General features: G+C 41.1%; 18 protein-coding genes. 1 reads left to right on the forward strand and 17 read right to left on the reverse strand.

Annotated features, from left to right (window positions below):
• Complete coding sequence (locus KFF03_RS14885; protein ID WP_255857702.1) at nucleotides 1–2,103, reverse strand: capsular polysaccharide biosynthesis protein; 2,103 nt, start codon at nucleotides 2,101–2,103, stop codon at nucleotides 1–3.
• Nucleotides 2,104–2,236: 133 nt separating this feature from the next.
• On the opposite strand from KFF03_RS14885, the gene KFF03_RS14890 reads away from it, so the two are divergent.
• Complete coding sequence (locus KFF03_RS14890) at nucleotides 2,237–3,451, forward strand: glycosyltransferase (RefSeq protein ID WP_255857703.1); 1,215 nt, start codon at nucleotides 2,237–2,239, stop codon at nucleotides 3,449–3,451.
• Here the strand turns inward: KFF03_RS14890 and KFF03_RS14895 are convergent.
• The 16 genes from KFF03_RS14895 to KFF03_RS14970 form a co-directional block, all read right to left on the reverse strand.
• Nucleotides 3,446–4,357 (reverse strand): GNAT family N-acetyltransferase, encoded by a 912-nt coding sequence (locus tag KFF03_RS14895; RefSeq protein ID WP_255857704.1) that lies wholly within the window; start codon nucleotides 4,355–4,357, stop codon nucleotides 3,446–3,448. The two genes, KFF03_RS14890 and KFF03_RS14895, sit on opposite strands and share 6 nt — an antisense overlap.
• A gap of 13 nt (nucleotides 4,358–4,370) precedes the next feature.
• Nucleotides 4,371–5,822 (reverse strand): PIG-L family deacetylase, encoded by a 1,452-nt coding sequence (locus tag KFF03_RS14900; protein WP_255857705.1) that lies wholly within the window; start codon nucleotides 5,820–5,822, stop codon nucleotides 4,371–4,373.
• A gap of 152 nt (nucleotides 5,823–5,974) precedes the next feature.
• Nucleotides 5,975–7,201 (reverse strand): hypothetical protein, encoded by a 1,227-nt coding sequence (locus KFF03_RS14905; protein WP_255857706.1) that lies wholly within the window; start codon nucleotides 7,199–7,201, stop codon nucleotides 5,975–5,977.
• Nucleotides 7,202–7,218: 17 nt separating this feature from the next.
• On the reverse strand, nucleotides 7,219–9,408 hold the full coding sequence (locus KFF03_RS14910) for a glycosyltransferase family 2 protein (RefSeq protein ID WP_255857707.1): 2,190 nt from the start codon (nucleotides 9,406–9,408) through the stop codon (nucleotides 7,219–7,221).
• Nucleotides 9,409–9,479: 71 nt separating this feature from the next.
• Complete coding sequence (gene cysQ / locus KFF03_RS14915; protein ID WP_255857708.1) at nucleotides 9,480–10,292, reverse strand: 3'(2'),5'-bisphosphate nucleotidase CysQ; 813 nt, start codon at nucleotides 10,290–10,292, stop codon at nucleotides 9,480–9,482.
• A gap of 21 nt (nucleotides 10,293–10,313) precedes the next feature.
• Nucleotides 10,314–10,928 carry an adenylyl-sulfate kinase gene (gene cysC, locus KFF03_RS14920; protein WP_255857709.1) on the reverse strand — a complete coding sequence of 205 codons (615 nt, stop codon included), beginning with the start codon at nucleotides 10,926–10,928 and terminating at the stop codon, nucleotides 10,314–10,316.
• A gap of 37 nt (nucleotides 10,929–10,965) precedes the next feature.
• Complete coding sequence (locus KFF03_RS14925; RefSeq protein WP_255857710.1) at nucleotides 10,966–12,720, reverse strand: SLC13 family permease; 1,755 nt, start codon at nucleotides 12,718–12,720, stop codon at nucleotides 10,966–10,968.
• 3 nt (nucleotides 12,721–12,723) lie between these two features.
• The gene (galE, locus tag KFF03_RS14930; protein WP_255857711.1) at nucleotides 12,724–13,740 is read right to left on the reverse strand and encodes a UDP-glucose 4-epimerase GalE; all 1,017 of its coding nucleotides are present in this window, start codon (nucleotides 13,738–13,740) and stop codon (nucleotides 12,724–12,726) included.
• Nucleotides 13,741–13,849: 109 nt separating this feature from the next.
• Nucleotides 13,850–14,878, reverse strand: a complete 1,029-nt coding sequence (locus tag KFF03_RS14935) for a glycosyltransferase family 2 protein (RefSeq protein WP_255857712.1) — start codon at nucleotides 14,876–14,878, stop codon at nucleotides 13,850–13,852.
• A gap of 45 nt (nucleotides 14,879–14,923) precedes the next feature.
• Nucleotides 14,924–15,928, reverse strand: coding sequence for a hypothetical protein (locus KFF03_RS14940; RefSeq protein ID WP_255857713.1), 1,005 nt, complete (start codon nucleotides 15,926–15,928; stop codon nucleotides 14,924–14,926).
• Between the two features lie 5 nt (nucleotides 15,929–15,933).
• On the reverse strand, nucleotides 15,934–19,722 hold the full coding sequence (locus tag KFF03_RS14945; protein ID WP_255857714.1) for a glycoside hydrolase family 99-like domain-containing protein: 3,789 nt from the start codon (nucleotides 19,720–19,722) through the stop codon (nucleotides 15,934–15,936).
• A 106-nt stretch (nucleotides 19,723–19,828) separates the two neighbouring features.
• Nucleotides 19,829–20,914 (reverse strand): dTDP-glucose 4,6-dehydratase, encoded by a 1,086-nt coding sequence (gene rfbB / locus KFF03_RS14950; RefSeq protein ID WP_255857715.1) that lies wholly within the window; start codon nucleotides 20,912–20,914, stop codon nucleotides 19,829–19,831.
• Nucleotides 20,915–20,981: 67 nt separating this feature from the next.
• The gene (gene rfbD, locus KFF03_RS14955) at nucleotides 20,982–21,860 is read right to left on the reverse strand and encodes a dTDP-4-dehydrorhamnose reductase (protein ID WP_255857716.1); all 879 of its coding nucleotides are present in this window, start codon (nucleotides 21,858–21,860) and stop codon (nucleotides 20,982–20,984) included.
• A gap of 12 nt (nucleotides 21,861–21,872) precedes the next feature.
• A complete protein-coding gene (gene rfbC, locus KFF03_RS14960) occupies nucleotides 21,873–22,424 on the reverse strand; it encodes a dTDP-4-dehydrorhamnose 3,5-epimerase (protein ID WP_255857717.1) in 552 nt (183 codons plus the stop codon).
• Nucleotides 22,421–23,455 carry a glucose-1-phosphate thymidylyltransferase RfbA gene (gene rfbA, locus KFF03_RS14965; RefSeq protein WP_255857718.1) on the reverse strand — a complete coding sequence of 345 codons (1,035 nt, stop codon included), beginning with the start codon at nucleotides 23,453–23,455 and terminating at the stop codon, nucleotides 22,421–22,423. The genes rfbC and rfbA overlap by 4 nt, the downstream gene beginning before the upstream one ends.
• 17 nt (nucleotides 23,456–23,472) lie before the next feature.
• A complete protein-coding gene (locus tag KFF03_RS14970) occupies nucleotides 23,473–25,089 on the reverse strand; it encodes a polysaccharide biosynthesis/export family protein (protein ID WP_255857719.1) in 1,617 nt (538 codons plus the stop codon).
• Between the last annotated feature and the right edge of the window lies 1 nt (nucleotide 25,090).

Raw genomic sequence — 25,090 nt, forward strand, 5'->3', positions numbered from 1 at the left:
TTACTTCCTGTAAGCTTCTATCAAATAGCTGAGCTTCCGTGCCTGACGGCTTACCCAGTTACTGCGTAAGGCGCGCATAGTATGGCCAGAACGTTCATGAATCAACTGCTCAACAATCACTTCAGGTGTCGTGAACAAGCGAGTGTTCCAGTTGATATAACGCGGATACTGAATCAGCACAACATACGCCAATGCCTGCAAGGATAATTGCTGCTGCCGCTCCGGATAATCATTCAAATCATCCGTCAGCCCCCAGCCGGCATAAAAAGGAGAGCCAAATACCGTCACTTGCTTCTGACGCAATAACGCTTCAAACCCTGTCAGCGACGTCAGGGTTGAGACCCGATCAGCAATATCAAGTAAAACACTGATATCGACATCCGCAGTATAAAAATCGGCGTCTTTCAATGCTTCTTTTTCACCCAGCAAACCCGGGCGCACACCAGAATACAAATCCGGATGTTCTTTAAATATCAGAAAACTGTCAGGGAACCTTGCCCGGGTTCGTGCCAGAAGCTCAGCATTGGTTTTCACATCACCCAGGCTGCTTTTGACCGACAAATCCCCTTCAAACTGCCCCGGGACGAGAATAATTTCCCGGCCGGCTGACGCTTGCTGAATCCGCGGGATCAGACTCTGCGCATTACCCTGAATTCCGACGTTATATTTACTGATACCAGCGCGTTGAATCAGCTTCAGCAAAGAGTTTATCCGATCAACACTAAACGAATCGCTGGTTACCTGATTGAGCAAAGAGACAATATCGGAAGCGCTGGCAGGGTCATAGTACATCCCCTGCGCATCCAATACCAAAGAAGAAGGTCGCCGTAAATCCGCCCCCAACCCAACTGAGCGAAGAAAACCATCTTCGATAAACCAGGTTTTGGCCTGAGTGCTCAGTGATTCAGCCAGCTCTTTTTCACCTCTCCCCCAAAACAGCACGGCAGCACGACCGTGCGATTGTGCCAGCCGGGTTCTTAATTTGTTCTCGTCGTTAACGAAGCATATTTTTTGGGCAGAACGGCCCACAAACTCAGGGATAAAACTGCGTTTCCAGAGAGAGAATCCATAAGCAAAGCAAACATCAACCGCATCAGACTGTTTTTCAACCTGGAGAACCAGCCAATTTAAAACAGCCTCCGCTTCACACAACAGGCCTGTATCAGGGTGCAAATATCGTGGATAACGCAATACCGCCGCAGCGACCAACTGTTCTAACGACAAATCAGAGACACGACGAGAGCACGCGAGCCTATCCTGAGTCAGCCCCCAACCGGCGTAAAAAGGCATACCAAAGCAATGCACTTTTTTGCCATAACACAGGGCTTCAAAACCCAGCTGCGAAGAAACCGTATACACATCCGACACCTTGGCCATCAGTTCAGGCAAGGCAACATCATCCGTTAATAAATGAATTCGCTCAGGGCACCGCGCTACATCCGTTGCATCATAATGAGCCTGTTTCTTGCCTTTTAACACGTCGGGATGGGTTTTAATGAGGACATGTGCCTCGGGATGGTCATTCAAAGCCCGCTGCAGCATATGAGCAAAACTATCTGATGACGCAAGAGCCCCTGTAATGGACTGATCACCTCGGGTTTGATCGACGACTAAAATACAAGGGGCGCTGATTCTTTCCAGCCATTCAGGCGTTCGCTGACGCACCTGATTATATTTTGAAAGGCCATACTGTGTGATTAGATTCAGGACAGACCTGGCACGTTTAAGATAACTCTCGTCCATCCAGCTGGAAACAGAATTGCACAGCCCTTCCAAATCAGAAGGCAAGCGAGCATCGTAATAAATACCGGTTGCATCACAAATCAGAGACAGCCTGCTTGTGTCGACAGAAGAGTGATCCGAATAACAAAAAAAACCATCCTCTAACGCCAGGTACGACAATCCTTTTTGCTCGGCAAAGCTTCTGGCGGCCTGGGTATTGGGTTTGACTCCCCAGCCAACAACAACATCCTGATGAGTCACCGAAGCCGAAGCGCGGCAGCGTTTTAACGAGCGAGCATCAAGGAAACGCAGTAAATCAGCAAAACGCCGAATACCTGCTGAAGCTGTCCAGATGGTGTTGTACTGTTCCGATAGTGACATGAGACTGACTATAACCTGATGACGTCCATTTCAAAGTGCAAACATGAAGATAGTTACTCCTACCCATGCAGAGCAGGATTCTATAGTATATTTGCTGTTTTTTCTTACTTAACCTAAGCCTGAATCAACCCCAATGCCTACCTATCTGGATTTTATCGAAAAACAGGAATCTGTCCTCTTCGTGACTCATTCCAAAAGAGGCATGGCTTATTATCGGGACCCTTCCGCACGTTATCGCTGTTTTTTTCCGGCAGAACACCTGAGAAACGAAGGTGTTACCGCCGATGTGGTGCATATATCAATGCTGGATAAAGCACTGGCACAACAATACCAGCACGTTATATTTCACCGCCCGCAGCATTCAATGAGACTGGAAAGAATCATCAGACACTTAAAGAAAGCTGAGGTTCAGATATATGCAGATTTTGATGATTTACTGTTCAACACAAGCCTGGCAGATCAGAGTCCAGCGGTATTATCCGGCGCTATGCTAAAACGGACTGCAATACAAGAAGCACAGAAATACTTTAAAGCCATTACCCGGTTCACATCTGTCATTGTATCGACAGATCAGCTCAAAAAAGAGTTGTTATCAATATTACCCAATCAAGTAATTACCGTAGTTTATAATAAAACATTGAGCTGCTGGGCTGATTTAACGCCTACCGTAGCACCGGAATTGAGAGTCAAAAACAAACTGATACGGTATTTTCCAGGAACCAGCCATCACAAAAACAACCTGGCGAGTATCACAAAAGCACTAGCCGAAATCCAAAAAAAAATACCTGATGCAAAAATAGAAATCGTAGGTGATATAGAGCTCCCACAAGAGACACATAATAACATCAAAGCCACTCCCTACGTTTCATACGAAGACCTTCCAGCCCTGATTGCTGAATGCTGGGTTACCATCGCTCCGTTAACAAACAATCGATTCAACCAGTGTAAAAGTGCACTTAAATTTTGGGAAAGTGCAGCATTTGGAGTACCGCTGATAGCCTCTGAGTCAGGGGATTTAAAACGAGTATCCAGCGAAAACATACTACTATCAGACGATCCGAATTGCTGGATAGAGTTTCTAAATAAAATAAGTGAAATAGATTACTACCAAAAAATATCGGTAGATTTAAAAAATCAGGCTACATCGTCAATATATCTGATAAATTCAGACATTAGCTACAACGAATTAAACCACGCTTACAAACTAGCGCCTGAATCCTTAAAGGATACTGGTAAAATAAAAAGATCAGACCTAAGATCTATAACAACAAGAAAAACAACAAGAAAAATCAAAAAACTGATAAGAACGCCCGAGCTTTTCTTTATTGATATGATAAAAAAATTATAAAAAGTCTGTATCCCCCATACTGACCCAAAATTTATCACAGTTCATCTCAGCACCTTCAAATTCAGACTTAACAAAGAAAGCACCAGCAGGTGACACCTGAACTTCAGAAAACTTCAAAAAATCCTCGGAGTTCAAAGCAGTCCATCCGGTCAACATCGACCCTTGTAGTTCTTGAGCCCCAGACAAGCGTCTTATTTTTTCGGGGAAAACTGCAACATCACCAAGATAGTCCATTATTTGAACTGATTCACCATCAATTCTAACTACAAATAAAGAGTCAGAATCGATAAAAGCTTTATAGTCGAAAACGGGATGATTACCATACCGATGAAGGTAGTACGAATAACCTCGTTCTAAGAATCCGCCCGGAGCACTGGCTGAAAAATTTGAATAACGAAAATTATAATCTTCAAGAGAGATATCTGACACTTCAGATTTAGCATAGGAAAATCGACCGTCAACTTTAACCTCAGAAGATTTCAAAGAAAAAACGTTTAACTCCTGAACTAACTCATACATCTTCAGTCTACGACCTAAGATATAATGTCTTTTATGAGGAAAACCATAAAAGACGCACTTTTGCTTGATCACATCACCATTTTCAATTAAACGCATAAACATACCGGAGGAGAGCTTGCCCCGGTAATCTTCATCGACCATAACATCCGCTGCTTGGAACGCCTTATAGACAACTCCGGAATTGATATAGTTACGGGGAATAACACCGTAATAAGCAATCACCTCGCCGCCAACAACAGCATAAGGTGAGTTTGCCTTTAAATAATATGGATACTTCCAGTTCCAGAAGTCAATATCCATATCACTATGAAAGACCTTTCGATGCAAATCAATCAATTCCTCTTGACTACAATGATCCACATAAAAATCTACCTCATCAACAGACATCGTTTATTCCAAATCAGCTATTAATCAAATACCGCTCAAGCAACCCATGCTCTACAGAAGTCCACTTAGACCTCCACTTATCCTTAACTTTTTGCATATGAGATAACTTATCCAACTTTCCCTCCATATGAGGAGAGGCGGCTGAATCACCAACCATATGATAAGTAGCTGTCACCTCAGGAACATGCCTGAAATTTCCTAATCGGGATAATTGTAGCCAAAAATCCCAATCTTCGAAGTATTGCATACCCTCATCAAATCGACAGCCAAGATCAATGAATTTCCTTGAAAAAGTAACAGCATTAATCGGAATATAGTTAGCATGCATCAACCGGCCGAGATCAAATCTATCATTATAGACTGATAGCTTTTCACCAGTCTGACTAACAACTTCAACACCTCGATAAAGGATATCTAAACGATCATCTCGCCGCAGGTAAGTAAGAAAAATTCTGGTATGATTCGTGTGAATCTCATCATCATCATCCAGAAAATTAATATAGTCACCCGTAGCATTAATCAAAGCTGTATTTGCGGCCGCAGAACGGCCTGATGATTCATTTAATGATATGCATTTAAGTCGGAAAAAGTCATCCCGATAACTCTCTGCAATATCATCAACAGCATCACCACCATCATTAACAATAACAACCTCAATTTTTTCGTAAGACTGTTTTTTTAGACTGTTCAGACAACGAATCAGAAAATCTTTTCGATTTTTCGTACGGACAAGATAACTAATAACAGGGAAGTGTTGATAACGGGTATTTACAAACGGTTCTTTACTACGCCAGGAGTAAACAATCGAAAGAGGCTGATTAATAGCCTTAACCTCAAAAAAAGATTCAGCGTATTCAACGTCATGCGGGAGCGTATAAGTCCTGGATACAGCTACAGACTCCATCACAGCCATATAATTATTCTGGACTGTTTGAGATTTATAAACTGCCATAAGTTCTTTTTTAAGAAAAAATTCTTTAGTTATATCAACCAAAAAATTACTTTCATTCTGTTTGCAAATCTCGTAATGAAACAATCGTACTGAAAAAGTTTTATGACGAATCGCTTTTGAAACAAGGTGTGCAGTAGCACGATGATCAATATGATATTCCTGAGGAGAAGGGGCAAAAACTAAATCAGGCACTTCGGCGATAAAAATCCGCTCTATAACTTCAGAGTAATGATCGTCTATCGCAATGCTCCTGTCAGGCCAATCGAGAAAAATAGGCTTAGCACCAAGCCGCCTGCAAACCTCACTTGCTTCATCTTTCCTTACAGAAGAGTCACCACCAAGATCACCACTCGTTAAATAAACAATAACAAGATCAGAACCTTGAGCTTTAGCTTGTAACAAGGTACCACCCAGGCCAATGATTTCATCGTCTGGGTGGGGTGCAAAGACAATCAACTTCCCTTTCGGCAGAATTGATGCCGAAAATGGAACTAAATAATTTTCCGAAAGCATTTTGTGATCCATTTCACACTTTGGGAGAATTCTATATTGTCAGAAGAGTTTAAGATAGCGGTATTTATTAGGACTGGAAATAAAACCTATTTAACCTTTATTCAGATAACACCCATTCAATTTTAAATAAATATTTAATGATAAAAAAATAATTAATCTACAACAAAAGCAAATGGTAGTGCCTGCCCGGATTCTTTAACAACAACCGTATAAAGCTTAGGGTCGTCCTTAACATCAAATACAAAACCAATATGACCAGCACGAGGAACCTGATACTTCAACAAGTCACCTCTAAATATAACATTCGCTGACTCAGCAACAACCTCCCCTGATTTTTTAAGCTGAACAATGACTTCCCGATCACTGCGGAAATAATAAGCACAACCAACGATTTTATTTTTTTCTAAACTAATGTCGCCGTACACCCAGTCATGGCCAGCTTCTGACATCCGAGTCCGTTCAGCCATAAGGTCTGAGCAGTAATTATATACGGAAACATCTTTAGTATTTTCATTAACAATCAATTCTTTAATATCATCATCAACTTCAACATAGCTTTTAGAATTGACATTTTCTTTTTTCTTCAATACCCCAATATGATATAAGCTATTAATAACATCAACAGACTCATTATATTTTTCGGTAATACCGACAAACCCGAGAAGACTAAGTCTTGATTGCTTAAGGTATGATGCTTGAATATTTTTAAACTGAGGGCTTTTTATAAACTTAACAATATCATCTTGATACCCGTGCCAGCGTTTGAAATGGTTAAAATGAGATATTACTTGATCTACAGGGTTTCGTAGTATTGTCAAAAAATTACTGTGAGGAAAAACAGTAATACAGCTCTTCAGATAAAAATGACCAAGATAAATCTGACAACCCGCTTCGTTAAACTTTTGAAGAAAAGAGAATGGGTTATCCAATGGTAACAGCTCTTTTAACCAAGGGGTTGTTTCATTCTCCTGGCCACCATAGTTTTGTAAAATAACACTTCTATCAAAGTAGTCATGAAAACCTTTTCGCAAGCTGGTTCCAGCTGTTTTGGGAATATGTACAAAAGCAATAGGTAAAACCGCTTGATTCCCAATATTACCTTGATGAGAACCTACAACATATATATCAGGTTTTTTCATATCATGAGATTTCAAATCAATAAAAAAACCACAAAATCCTGTTTTATGTAATCCAGCCCTTACAACATCGGGGCGATACTTATCGCACACAACAGCTATCGATTTTTTGCCTGATGCCACACCCAAAACAACTGTTTCAGATAAATCGACAGCCGACGCAACCCACCCTCTTACAAAATTTTCTGTTTGCTCATCAATAACAAGCCTGTAATTTTCAATATCCAAAGCTTTTTTAACCATAACAACTACTACAATACTTATATTTTCAGAGAGAAATCTTCAAACTGCAAAGAAAGGTTGGGGTTATAATAAGGGTCATTTTTTAAAATTTCCCCCCATTTATTTTTCATGAATTCAACTTCAGCATCAAATCTCTCTTTTTTCTCTGGTGTATCTTCATGTCCACGGGAAACAGATTCATGGTGGAATAATTCTGCATGTGGAGTCCATATATTTTTAAGCCCTAACGACCTTAACTTCAGACAGAAATCAACATCATTAAAGGCGACTTTCAGATTATTCTCATCCAGACCACCGGCCTGTATATAATTGGTACGCTTAACTAGAAGGCATGCAGCGGTAACAGCCGACACTTCATGTGTGAGATGCAGGCGAGAGAAGTATCCCGCAGCATTACCCGGCATGTATTTGTGCGTATGTCCTGCTACGCCCCCGATACCAAGAGTGACGCCAGCATGCTGAATACGTCCATCGGTATAGTATAACTTCGCACCAACACAACCAACGTGTCGATCCTGAGCAATCGACACCATTTCAGTCAACCAGCCAGGTGATATAACTTCAACATCATTATTAAGTAAAAGAACATAATCTGCCTCTGATCTATCGACAGCAAAATTATTAATCTTTGAATAATTAAATATACCAGGCCTTCTTATTACCTCTACATTACTGAAATGAGATAAAGAAGAAAAATAAGAAAAAGTATCATCATCCTTGGAGTCATTATCAACAATCGTTATTTTATAGTTCTTATATATTGTCTTACTTAAGATAGAATCGACACAAGGCTTGAGGATATCGATAGAATCACGTGTTGGTATAATAATTTCAACTACTGGTGAGCTTTGAACAGGCCGCATAATCCTGTAGGTATTTGGCACTTCACCAGACTTGGCGATATCACCTTCCCCACACTCCGATAAAAAATCTTCTAATGCCAACAAGCCAGCTTGAGAAGTATATGACTTTTCCGAACAGGATCTGGCTGTAGACCCAACAATAGCACGCCAATGATAAAGAACTTTGGGAATATGGATAATATCCTTTTCACTCTCAATGTATTTTAAACATCGAAGAAGGAAATCATAATCTTGAGAACCTTCATAACCTTTCCTGAAACCGCCTACCTTATCGACCAAAAGCTTTGAGTAACAACTTAAATGGCTGATATAATTCTGATTCAACAATAACTCTCGATTAAACCCACCTTTGAAGTGAGGATCATAGCGACGTCCATGTTCATCTATTTTATCTTCGTCGGTATAAACAATTTGTGCGTAGGGTTGATTCTCAATAGCAGAAGCAATTTCTCCAAGTGCACAAACCGATAAAAGATCATCATGATCCATAAATGCCACATAAGAACCAGAAGCCAACTCTAAAGCTGAGTTACTGGCTAATGAAATATTTCCATTCTCAGATCTGTATACTATTTTTATTCTTGGGTCTTTATCTTCTATGAACTTCAGGTATTGCAATGTACTGGCCGATGTTGATGAATCATCGGCAATACACAGCTCCCAGTTTTTATATTTTTGATTTAAAACAGACATAACAGCCTGATCCAGAAAAGCAACATCCGAATTATAGACCGGCATCACTATCGATATCTTAATATCAGATTTATATTTTCCTGAAAACAACAAAGATTCTTTTTTATCTATCCAATCTTGATAATTTTTTTCAGTTAAAAATTTTTGTTTAAAACAGGAATTATAATCTGATATTAAGTCATCTCCTCGACCAGAAGAACAATTAGCTACTTTCTTTTTCATTAGCTGTATCGCTCTGAAATTCGGCAGCGAAACAACTGCAAACGTATGAATTTTGAATTCACATGACTCTTCAACAGGATCAAATCTTAACTTGGAAAGCCACTCATCAACATAAAATACTCTTTTAATTGTTTTTCCATGTGATGTTGGCAACAAAACAGTCCTGCCTTCATCAAAAGAACCATCCTTACCTAAATATAATTTGGACTCTGTCTCCGAATCACTTGAGATATGAACTTCAACAATATACCACCCCTTAGGCAATGAGCGTGAAAACACCAGATACGGATCATCACTTGTTGCAGCAAATCCAACAGAGAAATCCGAATGATTATCAACAATGTTAAAGTTTTTATGCTTCGAGGCCAATTTAACTGGCGCAGCATAACTTAATAATCGCTTGTATAAATGCTTAATATACGTAATCAAGTAAAATCCCTTTCGATGTATAATCATTCCATCGAGGTATAATATTATGACATTCCGTAGAACACCAAAGTTTAAACAGTAGCCAGCTCTGTAAATGTCGAGCCCCAGGAGCCTACCTCAGCGCCACAAACAACAAAATATGGGTTTAGCAAATCAGCTTTTTTCCCATAGACCAAAGGTGTCATATCGGGGGTGAGAACCTGGCCGCCTGCTATCTCAACAACAGCCTGGGCAGCAGCAGTATCCCATTCACAGGTTGGTGCTAACCTTGGGTATAAATGAGCCTTACCTTCAGCAACCAGGCACAGTTTAAGTGAGCTACCCATGGATACTAACTCAACATTGCCTAAAACTTTTGAAAACTCTTCCAGAGCCTCAGCACCATGTCGTCTTGATCCAACAACTTTCCAGGTCCCATCGGCTTCTGGTGACAAGCTGACATTGAGTGGAATGGCATCACTGTGAAGATCTTTTTTGAATGAGCCAAGAGACTCCTCGGCATAATAGAGTGTCTGTAAAGCAGGGCAATACACAACGCCAAGCACTGCCTTGCCGTTTTTAACCAATGCAATATTGACCGTAAACTCATCATTCCGATTGATAAACTCTTTGGTGCCATCAAGAGGATCAATTATCCAAAATTCATTCCAGCTTTTTCTCTGCTCCCATTCAACTTCAGATTGATCTGATTCTTCAGAAAGGCATGGGAAATCACTGATTTTTTTCAAACCATCAATAATAATATGGTGCGCAGCGAGGTCAGCCTCTGTTAAAGGGCTGCTATCCGATTTTTCATACTGCTCAAAATCAGTTTCATAAATTTTCATGATCGCATCGCCAGCCTTCTTGGCAATATCAATCACTTGGCTAAGTAAGACATCCATCGTTGCTTTCCCTATCCTATCTCAACAATCTGCAGCTATTGGCTTTAAGTACCCATATTTCTCTAAATAAGAAATCACCCTGTTAGCTGCTACATCGACAGTTATATTATAATTTTCAATCGTGATCTCAGCATTTTCCGGCGCCTCGTATGGAGAGTCTATCCCGGTAAAATCTTTGATTTCTCCAGCACGCGCTTTTTTATACAAGCCTTTAGGGTCTCTCTTCTCACACTCTTCAATTGGAGTATCAATATGCACTTCAATAAATTCGCCTTCTTTCAGCATTGACCGAACAACTTCACGATTTGATTTGAAGGGTGATATAAAGGCGGTCAGTACAATCAGACCTGCATCCACCATCAGATTAGCGACTTCACCGACACGACGGATGTTTTCATTTCGGTCTTCTTCCGTAAATCCAAGGTCGCCGCATAAACCATGCCGAACATTATCACCATCCATCAGATAAGTATGATGTAAACGCTCTGATAGCTTACTTTCAACAGCACCAGCAATGGTGGACTTGCCAGAACCACTCAGTCCGGTAAACCACAAAAGGCAAGGCCTTTGCTTTTTCATATAGGAGCGTATCGACTTATCAACCGGGTGCTCATGCCAAACAATATTATCTTTCATAAATACTTCTCTCTTCCTTAAGGAAAATTAATCATTATCAAAAGGGCCATACATTGGGAATAAGCCAGAGTGAAACCAGGGCAACAATCAGGCTCAACGGAAAACCAACTTTTACATAGTCGCCAAAATGATATCCCCCTGGCCCCATAACCATCAGATTGGTTTGATAACCAGTTGGAGTGATAAAACTTGCTGATGCAGAAATCATAATCGCTATCGCAAAAGGCTGATAGTTCACCTGCAGGCCCTCAGCGATACTCACCGCAATTGGTAGCATCACTAATGCAGCAGCATTATTGGTCATAATTTCTGTTAGCAGCATGCAGCTGATATAAATTGAAACTAATGCAACAAATGGTGATACAGAGTACTGAATAACATGGGCCGCAATAATATCTGCAAGACCCACCTGCTGCACTGCGACACCAATTGAAAATGCACACGCAATTACCAGCAAAACAGAATAATCGATAGCCTTACCCGCATCTTCAAAACTAATACAGCGAGTGGCCAGCATAGCTGCAGCGGCTGTAACTGAGCTATGAAATATTGGCATAATATCAGTCAGAGGCAATACCACCATCGAAGCAAAAATGCCAAGGGCCAGCTTTGCTTTACTTTCATCCGTTTTATCGCTGTCTGCCAGTTTGCTCACCAATAAAAAGTCTTTGCTGCTCCTGAAGCGCAACAGAAAACCTTTTTGAGCTTCAATCAACAGTGTGTCACCAGGTTGAACAACCGCCTCCCCCAACTTTTGTGACAGGCGATGGCCATGCCGGGATATACTCAAAACAACAGCGCTGTAACGGTGACGAAAGCGCATATCGCGAATAGTCTTTCCTACCATCGGGTTAGAAGGTGAGATGACCGCCTCAAACAAGCGCCGGTCGGAACGATTGCCTTCCAGCTTAAAGCGTTGATCATCTGCCAAAACCAGACCCTGAAAGTTACGCAGCTCTAATACTGAATCTGGTGTACCTGCAAAGACTAATCGATCGCCGGCTTCAAGCACCGTACGCGGACGCACGGCAGATAATACCTGAGCCTCTCTTTCAACTTCGACCAAAAACAAACCCGGCAAATTTCGTAAGCCTGCTTCCTGAATTGATTTTTTGACCAACTCACTGTGTGGCTCAATCACCATTTCAACAAGATATTCGCGAACGTTATCGAATTGCTCGGTTGAACTTTGGCGCTGGGGTATAAAACGCGGAGCAATAACCATCAGATAGAACAGCCCAACCAAAGCTACCGGCACACCGACATAAGCCATATCTAATAAATCAAAGCCAGTTAAGCCCAATGATTTCACCTGACCATCGACAACGAGATTGGTGCTTGTTCCTATCAAAGTACACAACCCACCTAAAATGGATGCATAGCTCAATGGAAGCAAAATGGACGACAGGTGAAGTTGAAACCGTTTCGCGATGGATTGAAGCAACCCGGTGAACATCGCAACAACCGGTGTGTTATTCATCACAGCACTCAGTAGCGTGGTGACGGGTAATATGCGATAAAAAACAGTATTGCCTTTCTGCTGCTTCCCCAGTGCTATTCTCCTTAAAAACTGAGTCGCGCCAGAATCCCTTAAACCTCCTACAACAACGTAAAGAGCTGCAATTGTAAACAAGGCAGGGTTAGAGAAACCAGATAACAGTAACCCCGGCTCTGCCACACCAGCTAATACCAATGCGACTAAGACAGACACAAACAGTACTTCTACAGAGAGAATATTAAACAGAAGCGCTGTGAGCAGGCCGATCAGGAGTAAAACAACAAAGATAATCATGGCTTAACAATCATTAAAGCCATTTGGGTATTTCTTTTGCCAACCCCATGAATCTTTAACCATGTCTTCTATGGTTAACTGAGTTTCCCAGTCGAGTAAATCCTTTGCACGAGTGGCATCAGCCCAGTACTGCGCCAGATCCCCTGCGCGCCTTGCAACAACCTTGTAAGGTACCGAGGTATTGTTTTGCTGCTCAAATGCTTTAATAACTTCAAGTACCGAATAGCCTTTACCAGCCCCAAGGTTAATAGGGGTATAACCTGTATTGTTTTCTGCAAATGCAATAGCACGAATATGACCTTCGGCCAGATCCATCACATGAATATAATCACGAACCCCTGTTCCATCGACGGTATCGTAGTCATCACCAAACACCTGGAGTTCTTTTAACTGCCCAACAGCGACCTTGGTTATAAATGGCATCAGGTTATTCGGAATACCTTTCGGATCCTCCCCCATCTCTCCGGACGGATGTGCGCCGATAGGATTGAAATAACGCAGTGGCACAGCCGAGAAGTGCGGATTAGCGGCGGCATAATCCTGCATGATGTCTTCAAACATCGATTTCGTATTACCATAGGGGTTGATTGGCAGCTTGCGGTGCTCTTCTGTATATGGGTTAAACACAGGATCACTATAAACAGTTGCTGAGGATGAGAACACCAGATTATTCACCTCGTATCTCTTCATCATTTCCAATAGGTTTAAACTACCCACTATATTATTGCGGTAATACATCAGCGGATCCGCTGATGACTCACCAACCGCCTTGTATCCGGCAAAATGAACCACACTTTCAAAGCTATAGTCTTTAAATAAAGATTCGAGTTTTTCAGTATCTCTCAGGTCAACCTGGTGAAAGTCCGGCTTCACACCTGTAAGCAGCTCAATTTTATCCAGAACCTTTTCAGAGCTATTCTCGAAATTGTCGACTAAAACCAAGTCTAAGCCTTGAGCCAGCGCTTCCACACAAAAGTGACTGCCAATAAAGCCGGTGGCACCCGTTACCAATATGCTCATAAACCTTCACCCAAATAACAATCACTATAAACTTGGAATATTTTAGCCATATCAATTCAACTTAAATGAAAACTAAAAGATACACTTTCAAAAAATTTAAAATCACCAATCAATCAACACCAAGTTCCGATTTATATCTCTCTAATTTATTCTTAATAACCACACCCCATGGACGTACTCTATGAGCAATTTTCATAAGTGCAATCGATAAATCCAAATTCACCTTTTCCAGTGATATTGCAGCATCTCTTAGAGCATCTACTTCGAAATCTTCAACTTTATTACCAACCCCTACTTTTTCTCCACCATCTCCAACAGATTCAGGGAAGCATTCAAAAAGAACATTATTATTTTCATCTAAAACCGGTTTCGCTCTCGCCAAAAGAGGATTAACACCCGGACCCAAGTCTTGAAATAGAAAGTAATGCGACCCTGGTCCGGTGTACTTGCCATTTTTTCCTTTTTTAACATCACTTTCGTCGAATCTTGAAGCATTTTTAACCGCTGAATCATAAAGCAAGCCTCCAATATGCTTATAGTGAAGTAATGCTATTGGATAAGCATTTGAGGATACATAACCAAATGTATCTTTCATTAACTCAAAGCCTGCCCCGTAAGAATGACAACCCCTTGTATAAGACATATCAAATTCAGGTTTGAAGATAGCCCTCTTATCAAATGTCTCAGATCTTACACCTTTTCTATATTGCTCGAATATATTAACATCAGGCTTAACATCATCTGAGCCGACCATATTGAATCCGGTGACACATGGAACAGTTACACCCATTTCATCATATTTTTTTAGAACATCAATTAGATTGGGAGCATAAATAACTTCATCCATATCAGCACAAATCACCCAGTCCGCAGGCTCTTCGCAAAATCGACCACCTTCACGGCTGTATTTTTTATACTCTTCGGTTTTTATTTGAATATGTTTTTTATTATCTTTCTTCCCACCTGTATCAAAACCAATCACTCTTACACAAGGGTATGACTCTGCTATTTCAATACTTCTATCTGTCGAGCCATTATCATAGATAAATATCTTGCTACAAAAACCACTGTAGTAATCAAGAATCGCCGGAAGAATTACTTCTTCATTAAAACAAACAAAATATGCGTGAACTCTCATACAAAACACCAAGAAACTACAAAAAATAAATTTTAAAAATAGAAATCACTCACTACTCAGTAAGTCACACACCAAACCAGACAAATCACTAGCAAAGCTGTCGTAATCATACGATTCCTTTTTTGATTCCCAAGCATTAAAGAAAGGTTCGCGAGCACCGTTCAATAAAAGATTAAGGTTAATATTATGTTCTAAAAACAACCTCTCAATTCTGAGCGAAACTTCTTTTGGCAATACAGCACAACCGTCAAATCTAGAAAAATAATCACAACTTGAAAGAATTTTCTCATAGACACCCAATCTCTTTCCGTATTCCTTACCTGAGAGGGCGCCAGAGTTTAAATTTCTAACAAACTCTAAAAACATAGGATTCCAAGTTGCATTCTTCTCCCCAGAATAGTCCACCCCATCAAAATCTAAATTTAAAGAGGACATAAAGTCTGACACTAAGTCACCACCTTCCACCCTCACCAAATCAAAATTCTTAACGACCATAGAGTCGACACCAAAGGCATCAGACCACATTTTCACTAGGTTATAAAAGTTATAATATGCGCCATGCCCACCAATACTTTCCGCCAACTCAAAGACGGATTTCGTTCCACCAGTCTTTATGTATGTACTATAAGCCGATTGAAACATATCCACTTGATTTCTTAGATAAACAACAATTTCAACTTTAAAATCAGGTGCTTTCTCACCGAGCTTATTCTTAATAAAATCAATACCCACCGAATTAATTCTTGAACTAAAGTGTTCAGAACTGATAATTACAGTATTGAAATCACCCACATTGATACTTTCGCAAAATCGATCCCAAACATCATCCGGGTCAAGATCAAGATGCTGAGCAAACTCAGCTCGTCGCCCTTCATTACACATAGGATGTAAAGCAGCCACAAGTTGAAAATGTCCCATCACAGAATTTCCAAATTCAGGGTAATAAGCATCGCAACTTTTTAGCAAAAGATCACGATTTTCATTTAAGAAACTCTGGATAGTTGTAGAACCGGTTTTTTCAGTCCCAATATGGATAATTAATTTTTTCAAAAAATTCAACCTTCTAGAACTTTCTTAACTTCATTTAGATACTCAGATTGTATTTCTTTAATAGATGAACAACCCCTACATAGTTCCAAAGCATCCTCTTGGATACTCGATATTTCCTTTAACTGAACATCGTAGTTCTGACGCGTCACACTACCTGAATGACGGCGATGCACATTCAAGCTTTCACCAACAATCTTAGCCTTTGACCCTTTCAGAGAAAGCATCTGCACATAGACATACCAGTCACCAGCAACTTTAAAGTTTAAAATTTCATCAAGATGATCTGATAAACACTGTTTCGCTGATTCTGCATTAAACAAAATAGCGCTTACATTCATAAACTGGTTCTTAACGGCCAAGCAATCTTCAATAACTTCTGGGCCACTGTACACTCCAGAACGATCGAGCTTTTCGATCAACCCTTTGTCATAGTAGTATCGATAATCATCGGCCAGATGTTTGTTATTCTCGTCAATTTGCACCGAGTCGGTATAAGCCAGATTGAAGTTATTATCGCCTGCTAATATTTTGGATAAAAATTCTGAGTCGGCAGAGTCGTCTGCTTCTGCTATCCACAGGTATTCACCCCGAGCTAAATCCGCACCTTTTTTCCATTGCTTGAAAACCGAACCAGAATTTTTCTTATTAACAACTAATTCAATTTTTCTGGAGCGCGACTCTGCATAGTTCTTAATGACTTCAACACTATTGTCTGGTGATAAATCATCAAGAACGACAACTTCATAAACAGGATAAGCCTGATCAAACACAGAGCGCAGGCGTTCTGAAATATGATCTTGATAGTTGTAGTTCGGAACAACCACAGAAACACGCTTGATTGATGGATCAAGATACTCCAACAATGAGAAGACATAGTCATCCCACTTAAAGCGATCAACTGCAGCCTGACTTCTTTTGGCTGATTTTTTTGAAGTATTTCCCTTAATCTGCTTTTTAATTGCAGTAGCCATTTCATCAATTGAAGCCATTGCAACAGCTTCACCGTTCAGAGGGTCTTCCAACAGCTCAACAAAACCGCCACCGCCATTAAAACCAACAACAGGGATGCCTAAAGCTAATGACTCCATCACAACAGATGGGAAAGGGTCTTCACGCGATGTCATTGCAAAGCAATCTGACCCTTCAAGGTACAGTGAGATCTCATTGGTGAAAGAGATATTGTGGAAATTATCTTTGAGCAGAGAACTTTCCATATCAGACTTTAGCCAGTGCTTCAGGTTTTGTTCGATATCACCAATCCAAAGGAAGTGATAATCTGAATCCTGGCCTACCAATACTTTTGCGACATTAACAAAAATATCAAACCCTTTTCTCAGGTCTGCAAAACCAACATTGGTTATGATTTTTGCACTATCAGAAAGTCCGAGCCTGGTCCTAAGCTCTTTCTGAGCACCACTTGTTTTATTGAGAGTTTGATAGATTCCCTGAGGATGAATAATTAATTTTTCATGATTCACATCATCCACAACAGAAACAAATGAGTCTTCTACTGCTTTTGCTGCAAAAATCACCTTTTTTGAATATGCTGCAATGTCTTTTGCAGCACCTTCAAGCTGATATTCACTAATCAGATTTTTTAATTCGTGAATCAATGATACAAATTCATACCCATTATCATGGAGAATTTTCGCTCCCCTGCCAGATACTGTTGTATTACTAATGGCTCTTGAAACACCATACTCTTCTTTGAGAGTCTTAATGGTCTCTTCAAATACATTCAGGTCGTTATAGCAAACAAACGTTTCTGCGACCTTCTGATACTCTTCAACCAATGGTCCTTCACCCAGGATGACCAATTTGACATCAACACCAAACTGTTGCTTCAGAGTTTTCAGGATATTCAGCGTTAATAACTGTGCACCATGCTTGTAAGCATCATGACCTATCAACACCAGCGGGTATTTACCTTTCACTTCAGACACATCGTTTAATGCACGATAAGTCGCATTTAAGTAAGCACTCCCCCAATGGCAGTCAGGCTCTAAATGCGCCCCTTCAGCCCATTCATTCCAGGCATTAATTGCAACGAAGTGGTGTTTGCCTTCAATCGGGTTATTTTTCGAGAAGTTAACGACACTCTTTAACCATTTTTCATACCTTTCGGGTGTTGAACCAATAAAGCCCATTCCTTTACCTGGCTTCCTGGCTTCATTATCCCACATCGGTGTTACGGCTTTGATTACATTATAATCAAAGTCAACATCATCAATACTTCGTTCTACCATTTCCGAGTACAACGGATAGTGACCAGTGAAGCTCTCATCTTTCAAGCCACACTGCTGAGCTTTGGAATCCAGACCCGCAGCAACCTTATGTGGCGGAAATTCAATTGCACCATCCAAGCCATATTTTCTCGGATCAATATCATCAAACGCCTGGGCCATATAGATGATTGGATCAAAATCATGGTTTTCATTAAATAGCTTGCGCCATAATTTTATTTTTTCTTTAGCATCAGGGATGATGCCTGGTCGATAGATAAAAAACAGAGGACGACCATCAATCTTGATATACCGTTCATCAGAGAAGTGACGGGCAATATCTGCCACAAAAATTTCATCATCTTCGTCACGATAATCTTGCGCGATCAGAACGTCATTTTCATAACCGTCCCAGGTTCTTGTCCAGTTTTCATTGGCCCACATTAAACAGAAAGGCAATTCGATGTCTTTATTATCCAGCAGCATATTAGCTGGACCATCCATTAACCGCTTGCCATTAAACCAATAGTGGTAAAAGCAAAACCCTTCTAATCCTGCATTTCGTGCCATTTCAGCTTGTGCTGCAAGGGTTTCTTTTAATCTTAAATCATAAAATCCGAGATCACGTGGCAAGTGGGGCTGATAGTGGCCCACGAATCGACTCTGTCCGCGAGTTACATTCGTCCATTCGGTAAACCCTTCTCCCCACCATTCGTTATTCTCTTTGAATGGGTGAAATTGTGGGAGGTAATATGCAATGGCTTTTACTTCAGGATCAAATGTTCGATTACCGTATTTAAATTCTTCAAACCCGGCACCAGGCTTCAGATAAGATTCTTCATCATTTGATTGCACAGGCGCCACAGTATTTTGCGCTTCTGCCGCAGCTGGGATTACTTCCGGAGCTTTTGTCTGATAATTCTGAGCACTTCCTTCTGTCAGGTAGTGGTAGAGAGAGTGTCGCGATAAATCCCCATCAAGATAGGTCTCTGCATACCAGACATTATCAAATTCGGCGTGCGGGTTTCTGCCTTCCAGATAACCTTGAAGCATAAAGTGCTTGAGTGGATCCAGCTCAGCTTCGGCAACATCAGGATATGCATTTAAATAGAATGACGGATCGAACCAATCAATCGGGCTGGCCAACGGGCTTTTAGCATTGTAGTAATAATGGTGTAGCGCTGATTGAGACTCTTCTAAACCCAGGTTTGTACGATATTCTTCTGGATTAAAAAAAGGAGATGGCTGCCGCCCTTCTAACTCTCCATGGCCAAGGTAATGCTCCAATGGATTCATTTGGGCATCAGCAACATCCTGGTAGGTAGCCAAATACCACGCTGTATCAAACAGATACGACGGCGAACGGCCTTCCTTAAACCCGTTGAAATAAAAGTGTTCTAATGGCGCAACACCAGTTTCAGCAACATCCGGGTTAGATTGCAAATACCACTCTTCATCAAACAGTCCACTGTTAGCAATTTTTTCAATTGCCTGAGTTATCTCTGATGGTACTTCATCTGAACTGTGCTGCTTTTTGATAAATTTCTTTGCCGCCATTTTCACATTGAGCATCACTGCTTTCCTCCATAAGCGGCGTCCTTCGCCGACATTTGTATATTAAGCTTCACTGCCTCCTCAAGAAGCAGCGTCCTTCGCTAAACTGCTTGTATTAAGAGCATCACTTGCTTGTGTCGAGAAGCGGTGTCCACCATGCTTCATTCGTGAGATACCATTCAATGGTTTTCCTGATCCCGGCCTCAAAACTTTCAACGGGCTGATAGCCTAATTCGTCATTAGACTTTTTAGGATCAATCGCATATCGGCGGTCGTGGCCTGCGCGATCTGTTACATAGGTAATCAAAGAGGCAGATTCACCTGAAATAGCAGCCTTTGCGTGTGGATATTGCTTGGCTAATTCAGGGTTATTTTTAAATGATTCATCCATTAACCGACAGACAAGGTTAACAATGTCGATATTCGCCCATTCATTAATACCGCCAATGTTGTAGCATTCACCTAATCGGCCATTATTAATAACCAATTCGATACCACGTGCATGATCAGTAACATATAACCAATCACGAATTTGCTTACCATCACCATAAATTGGCAAGGATTTATCAAATAAAATATTGGTAATCACCAAAGGAATGAGTTTTTCAGGGAAGTGCAAAGGCCCATAGTTATTTGAGCAGTTTGACGTTGTGACTTCCAAACCGTAAGTGTGGTGATAAGCCCTGACGAGATGGTCTGACGCTGCTTTGCTGGCTGAGTATGGGCTATTTGGTGCGTACTGAGTTTCTTCGGTGAAGGCCGGGTCGGTTGGCGATAACGTTCCATATACTTCGTCAGTTGAAACATGATGAAAGCGATGTGGCAACATTTCACCAGTTGTTGCTTTAGGCTCATCTATCCAGACTTTTTTGGCCGCTTTCAGTAGGCTGTGTGTGCCTATAATATTGGTTTCGATAAATGCATCAGGACCATCAATTGAGCGATCAACATGTGATTCAGCCGCAAAGTGAACCAGGGTATCAATATGATGCTCCTTTAATAACATTTCCACCAAAGCGGTGTCGCAAATATCACCATGCACGAAATAAAACCGAGGATCATCTTCAACGGCTTTTAAATTTTCACGATTCCCTGCGTAAGTCAGCGCATCCAATACGACAACCTTATCTTCTGGGTGAGTTTCCAGCCAATACAACACAAAATTGGAGCCAATAAACCCTGCACCACCGGTAACCAATAAACTTTTCATTTCTTCCTCTACGACTATCCGTTGATCTATAGTCAAAAAATAACATTAAAATTTAAATATTTTTTATTTATTGTTTAATCAGCTCTTGTTGCATGTTATACAACGCAGAACGCCAGTGTTCGCCAGCTAAATTAAGCTCGTCACGAAGTGCTTTTGTATCCATTACACTATAAGCGGGTCGCTTGGCTGGTGTTGGATATTCACTGGAAAAGATAGGATTGACCGGAATACTCGAACTAAGAATACCCAGCTCTACTGCAACATCCTGGATAGCAATGGCAAAGTCGTACCAACTGGCAACACCAAGATCGCTCCAATGATAAATACCACTCAGGCTGGGTTTATCAATTATTGCTAAACATGCCTCAGCAAGATTCCTGGCATAAGTGGGCGACCCTATTTGGTCCCAAACAATGCCTAGCTGGTCTTTCTCTTGCATCAAACGAATCATCGTTTTAACAAAGTTATTACCAAAAGAGCTGTACACCCATGATGTTCTGATAATAATTGAGCCTTCAGGTAAAATGTCCCTTACGGCATTATCACCAGCCAGCTTACTTTTACCATACACACCAATTGGGTCAGGCTTATGATCAATTGAGTACGGAGAATTTACTTCACCATTAAAAACGAAGTCTGTTGAAATATGAATCAGGCGTATATTCAGTTCTGAACAAACTTTAGCCAGATTTTCTGGCCCTGATTTATTTACAAGAAAGGCTTTTTCAACATCCTCTTCTGCTTTATCTACAGCCGTATAAGCTGCAGCATTAATGACAGCTTGAGGCCGGACTTCAGTCAGTACTGCTCGGATTGCATCCAGGTCACTGATATCGAGTGATTCTACATCGTAGCTGAATAACTCAATATCAGATTTGTCTCTGGAGAGGTATTGAATCTCTGAACCAAGCTGTCCATTGCAACCGGTCAAAACTACCTTGTTCATAACTATCACTTATTAATTGTTAAAAGTATCGGCTGCAGAAAACGGTGTTCCGTTAGCATCTTTGTCTGATAAAAGCGGCTTATTGCCACCAACTAAAGGCCATGGAATATTCAGATCAGGATCATTCCACAGCAATGAACGTTCATGCTCTGGGTTATAATAATCAGTGCATTTGTAGACAAATTCAGCTGTTTCACTGATCACATAAAATGCATGAGCAAAGCCTTCTGGCACCCAAAACATTCTTTTATTTTCGGCTGACAGTATGACGCCTTCCCATTGACCAAACGTTGGCGAGTTTTTACGCATATCCACTGCGACATCGTATACCTCACCCTGTACAACACGCACCAGCTTACCCTGTGGGTTAACCAACTGATAATGCAACCCTCGAAGAATTCCCTGCTTTGACTTCGAATGATTATCTTGTACAAATGGCTTACCACCAGTCAGTTCGTCCATGACATTCTGACGGAATGTTTCCATAAAGAAGCCTCGATCATCACCAAATACTTTTGGCTCAATGATCTTTACATCAGGGATTCCGGTATCAACAATCATCATGAGTCATTTGCCTCTTTTTCAGCCTCTTCAGCCGCTTTTCGCATCAGATTCATTTGCAGTCGGTCTTCAGCCCGACGACCAAATTTTGTCGACAGGAATTGTGCATGATCAACTTTGATTTCCCGGTGCTCACGCAAAACTTCTAATAGGTATTGACCATAACCATTCTTTTTCATCGGTTGAGCTAACGCGTCGAGTTGCTCTGCACTTATCAAGCCTAAACGAAAAGCGATTTCTTCAGGGCAGCATACTTTTAAACCCTGTCTTTTCTCAATCGTTGCAATAAAGTGACTGGCATCTAGCAAGCTATCGTGTGTTCCTGTGTCCAGCCATGCAGTACCCCGGCTCAGAATCTGAACATTCAGCGTATTATCATCAAGATATACCTTATTAATGTCAGTAATTTCCAGCTCACCACGAGGGCTTGGTTTAACATTTTTAGCAATTTCTACAACCCGGTTGTCATAGAAGTACAATCCAGGAACGGCATAATGTGACTTAGGATGAAGTGGTTTTTCTTCAAGGGATATTGCCTTGCCTTTTTCATCAAACTCAACAACGCCGTACGCAGAAGGGTCCTGAACGTGATATCCAAAGACAGTTGCGCCAGTTTCCTGATTTGATGCAACCTGAAGCATATCTTTAGACATATTTTGTCCGAAGAACAAATTATCACCCAGAATCAGAGCAACCGAGGAATCACCAATAAATTCTTCACCAATAATAAATGCCTGAGCCAGACCATCAGGAGACGGTTGAACAGCATATTCAATACTGATCCCCCAGTCCGCACCATCACCGAGCAGATTTTTAAAATTTTCACTATCTTGCGGCGTAGTGATAATAAGAAACTCTGTAATACCAGCCAGCATTAGCGTACTCAGCGGGTAATAAATCATCGGTTTATCATACACAGGCATTAACTGCTTACTAACCGACTTCGTTAAAGGATATAACCGCGTACCTGAGCCGCCAGCTAAAATAATACCTTTTCTTCCTGCTTTCTTCCCTTGCTTCAAAGTGACCATCATATTTTCCCAATTAATATTTATAACGCTACAACAACGGCTGCTGATACGGCTATTTGATAGATTACCTGGCTGATATCTTTCGTTATTTGCAATGACTTAGTATCAGGTTCCGGCAACACAAATATTTCGTCACCAGCACTCACCTCATCCTCGTCATTCAAATCATCGGAAAGGTCATCAAAACCGCCATTTGGTCGCATAACCAAAATTCTGTAGTCATCAGCACCATTGCCAATTCCTCCAGCCTTATTAATAAACTTCCCAATCGTCATTTTATCGTTGTAGGCAACAGCTGTTGGAAATAAAACTTCACCATGGACCATAACCAGATTCTTTTTAGCGGGAACCACTATACGATCGCCTTGTTGCAAAATTATTTTGCTTGCATCATATCCATCTGTCAGAAGCACCTGACCACGTGGCTGAACCTGCTTGGCTTTTTCAATCCATTGCAAAATGATTCTTGCTTCGGCCTCGCGCAGTTGCGCTTCTTCTTTCGAGCTGGAACGCGCAGTCAGAACACTTTGCTCCAATGCAGACAAGGACGCTTCCAACATTTCTTTTTGTCGCTTTGCAACCGAATCACGATAAAGCTGTAAACCCGAGGTATCTGCAAGTCTCGTGTATTGAATTGTTTTAATAACTTCAGCAAGCGATGTCCCCCAAGGGATTACCATTTCATTCTCAGAATCATGCTCGCCCAGAATTTCAACACTGATGCTGGCCGCTCGTAATTGAGCAGACAACTTTAGCAATGCTCCATTTTTTACCAGCTCAGTGCCGATATTATTCAGTGAATACTGCGATGCATCCACAACCCCATTTTCAGACTCAATAACTGTCAAGTGAGTAGCACGATCCGTTGGAACAATGGCATTTAAAATAGATGTCACAGACTCAGAGGAGCCAGAAATCTCATATTTTCCAGAGAAGCCAACCTCACCTTCAACAGTAACCAGGCCCTGACGTGGACCAACAAAAATTACATCGCCATCCTGAAGTTGTGAAAATGGGATATCACCCGCAGATAAAAACTTGTACAGATCAATATGCTCAAGTGTTTTTCCAGCTCTTCGATGCTGAATCTGGCGATAGCCACCGATATCAGAGCGAATACCACCTGCAAGATCAATAAATTTAAGAACACTATCCGCTGACTGCCCTTCATAAAGCCCGGGCTTATTAACCAGCCCAGATAAAAAAACTTTTACTTTTTGTGTTGATACAAGCGTGACATAAGCCTCAACATTCGACTTATAAACTCTTTTGATAGACTTAGTGATCACATGGTTCAGTTCTGCATTGGTAACCCCCTGAACTTTCACCGGCCCTATCTTAGGCAGAAAAATATTACCGCGAGGGTCGACCACCACATCCTTTTGAAACTCAACTCCACCCCACATTTGCATCAGCAAAGTGTCACCCGGTGCAATTCGGTAGTCCGGATTAATGCCAGAAAACGTTGCCTGGGAAAACCCTCCGTTAAACATCCAGCTGCCGTATAGGTTATTCTCATCAGAATCCAGAATAATCTCTTCTGACTCTGCCTCAGGATTACTTTCAATTGAGATAGCAAGTGCTAATGACGATAAACAAAGCATTAGCAATGCCAGGGTATTTTTAAACCAAGTCATT

Source organism: Bacterioplanoides sp. SCSIO 12839 (assembly GCF_024397975.1).
Taxonomy (GTDB): Bacteria; Pseudomonadota; Gammaproteobacteria; order Pseudomonadales; family Oceanobacteraceae; genus Bacterioplanoides.

What these genes read in the sequence shown, in the direction of transcription:
- KFF03_RS14885 (WP_255857702.1), bottom strand. Translation starts at nt 2,103, where the DNA reads ATGTCACTATCGGAACAGTACAACACCATCTGGACAGCTTCAGCAGGT.
- KFF03_RS14890 (WP_255857703.1), top strand. Translation starts at nt 2,237, where the DNA reads ATGCCTACCTATCTGGATTTTATCGAAAAACAGGAATCTGTCCTCTTC.
- KFF03_RS14895 (WP_255857704.1), bottom strand. Translation starts at nt 4,357, where the DNA reads ATGTCTGTTGATGAGGTAGATTTTTATGTGGATCATTGTAGTCAAGAG.
- KFF03_RS14900 (WP_255857705.1), bottom strand. Translation starts at nt 5,822, where the DNA reads ATGCTTTCGGAAAATTATTTAGTTCCATTTTCGGCATCAATTCTGCCG.
- KFF03_RS14905 (WP_255857706.1), bottom strand. Translation starts at nt 7,201, where the DNA reads ATGGTTAAAAAAGCTTTGGATATTGAAAATTACAGGCTTGTTATTGAT.
- cysQ (WP_255857708.1), bottom strand. Translation starts at nt 10,292, where the DNA reads ATGGATGTCTTACTTAGCCAAGTGATTGATATTGCCAAGAAGGCTGGC.
- cysC (WP_255857709.1), bottom strand. Translation starts at nt 10,928, where the DNA reads ATGAAAGATAATATTGTTTGGCATGAGCACCCGGTTGATAAGTCGATA.
- KFF03_RS14925 (WP_255857710.1), bottom strand. Translation starts at nt 12,720, where the DNA reads ATGATTATCTTTGTTGTTTTACTCCTGATCGGCCTGCTCACAGCGCTT.
- galE (WP_255857711.1), bottom strand. Translation starts at nt 13,740, where the DNA reads ATGAGCATATTGGTAACGGGTGCCACCGGCTTTATTGGCAGTCACTTT.
- KFF03_RS14935 (WP_255857712.1), bottom strand. Translation starts at nt 14,878, where the DNA reads ATGAGAGTTCACGCATATTTTGTTTGTTTTAATGAAGAAGTAATTCTT.
- KFF03_RS14945 (WP_255857714.1), bottom strand. Translation starts at nt 19,722, where the DNA reads ATGCTCAATGTGAAAATGGCGGCAAAGAAATTTATCAAAAAGCAGCAC.
- rfbB (WP_255857715.1), bottom strand. Translation starts at nt 20,914, where the DNA reads ATGAAAAGTTTATTGGTTACCGGTGGTGCAGGGTTTATTGGCTCCAAT.
- rfbD (WP_255857716.1), bottom strand. Translation starts at nt 21,860, where the DNA reads ATGAACAAGGTAGTTTTGACCGGTTGCAATGGACAGCTTGGTTCAGAG.
- rfbC (WP_255857717.1), bottom strand. Translation starts at nt 22,424, where the DNA reads ATGATGATTGTTGATACCGGAATCCCTGATGTAAAGATCATTGAGCCA.
- rfbA (WP_255857718.1), bottom strand. Translation starts at nt 23,455, where the DNA reads ATGATGGTCACTTTGAAGCAAGGGAAGAAAGCAGGAAGAAAAGGTATT.
- KFF03_RS14970 (WP_255857719.1), bottom strand. Translation starts at nt 25,089, where the DNA reads ATGACTTGGTTTAAAAATACCCTGGCATTGCTAATGCTTTGTTTATCG.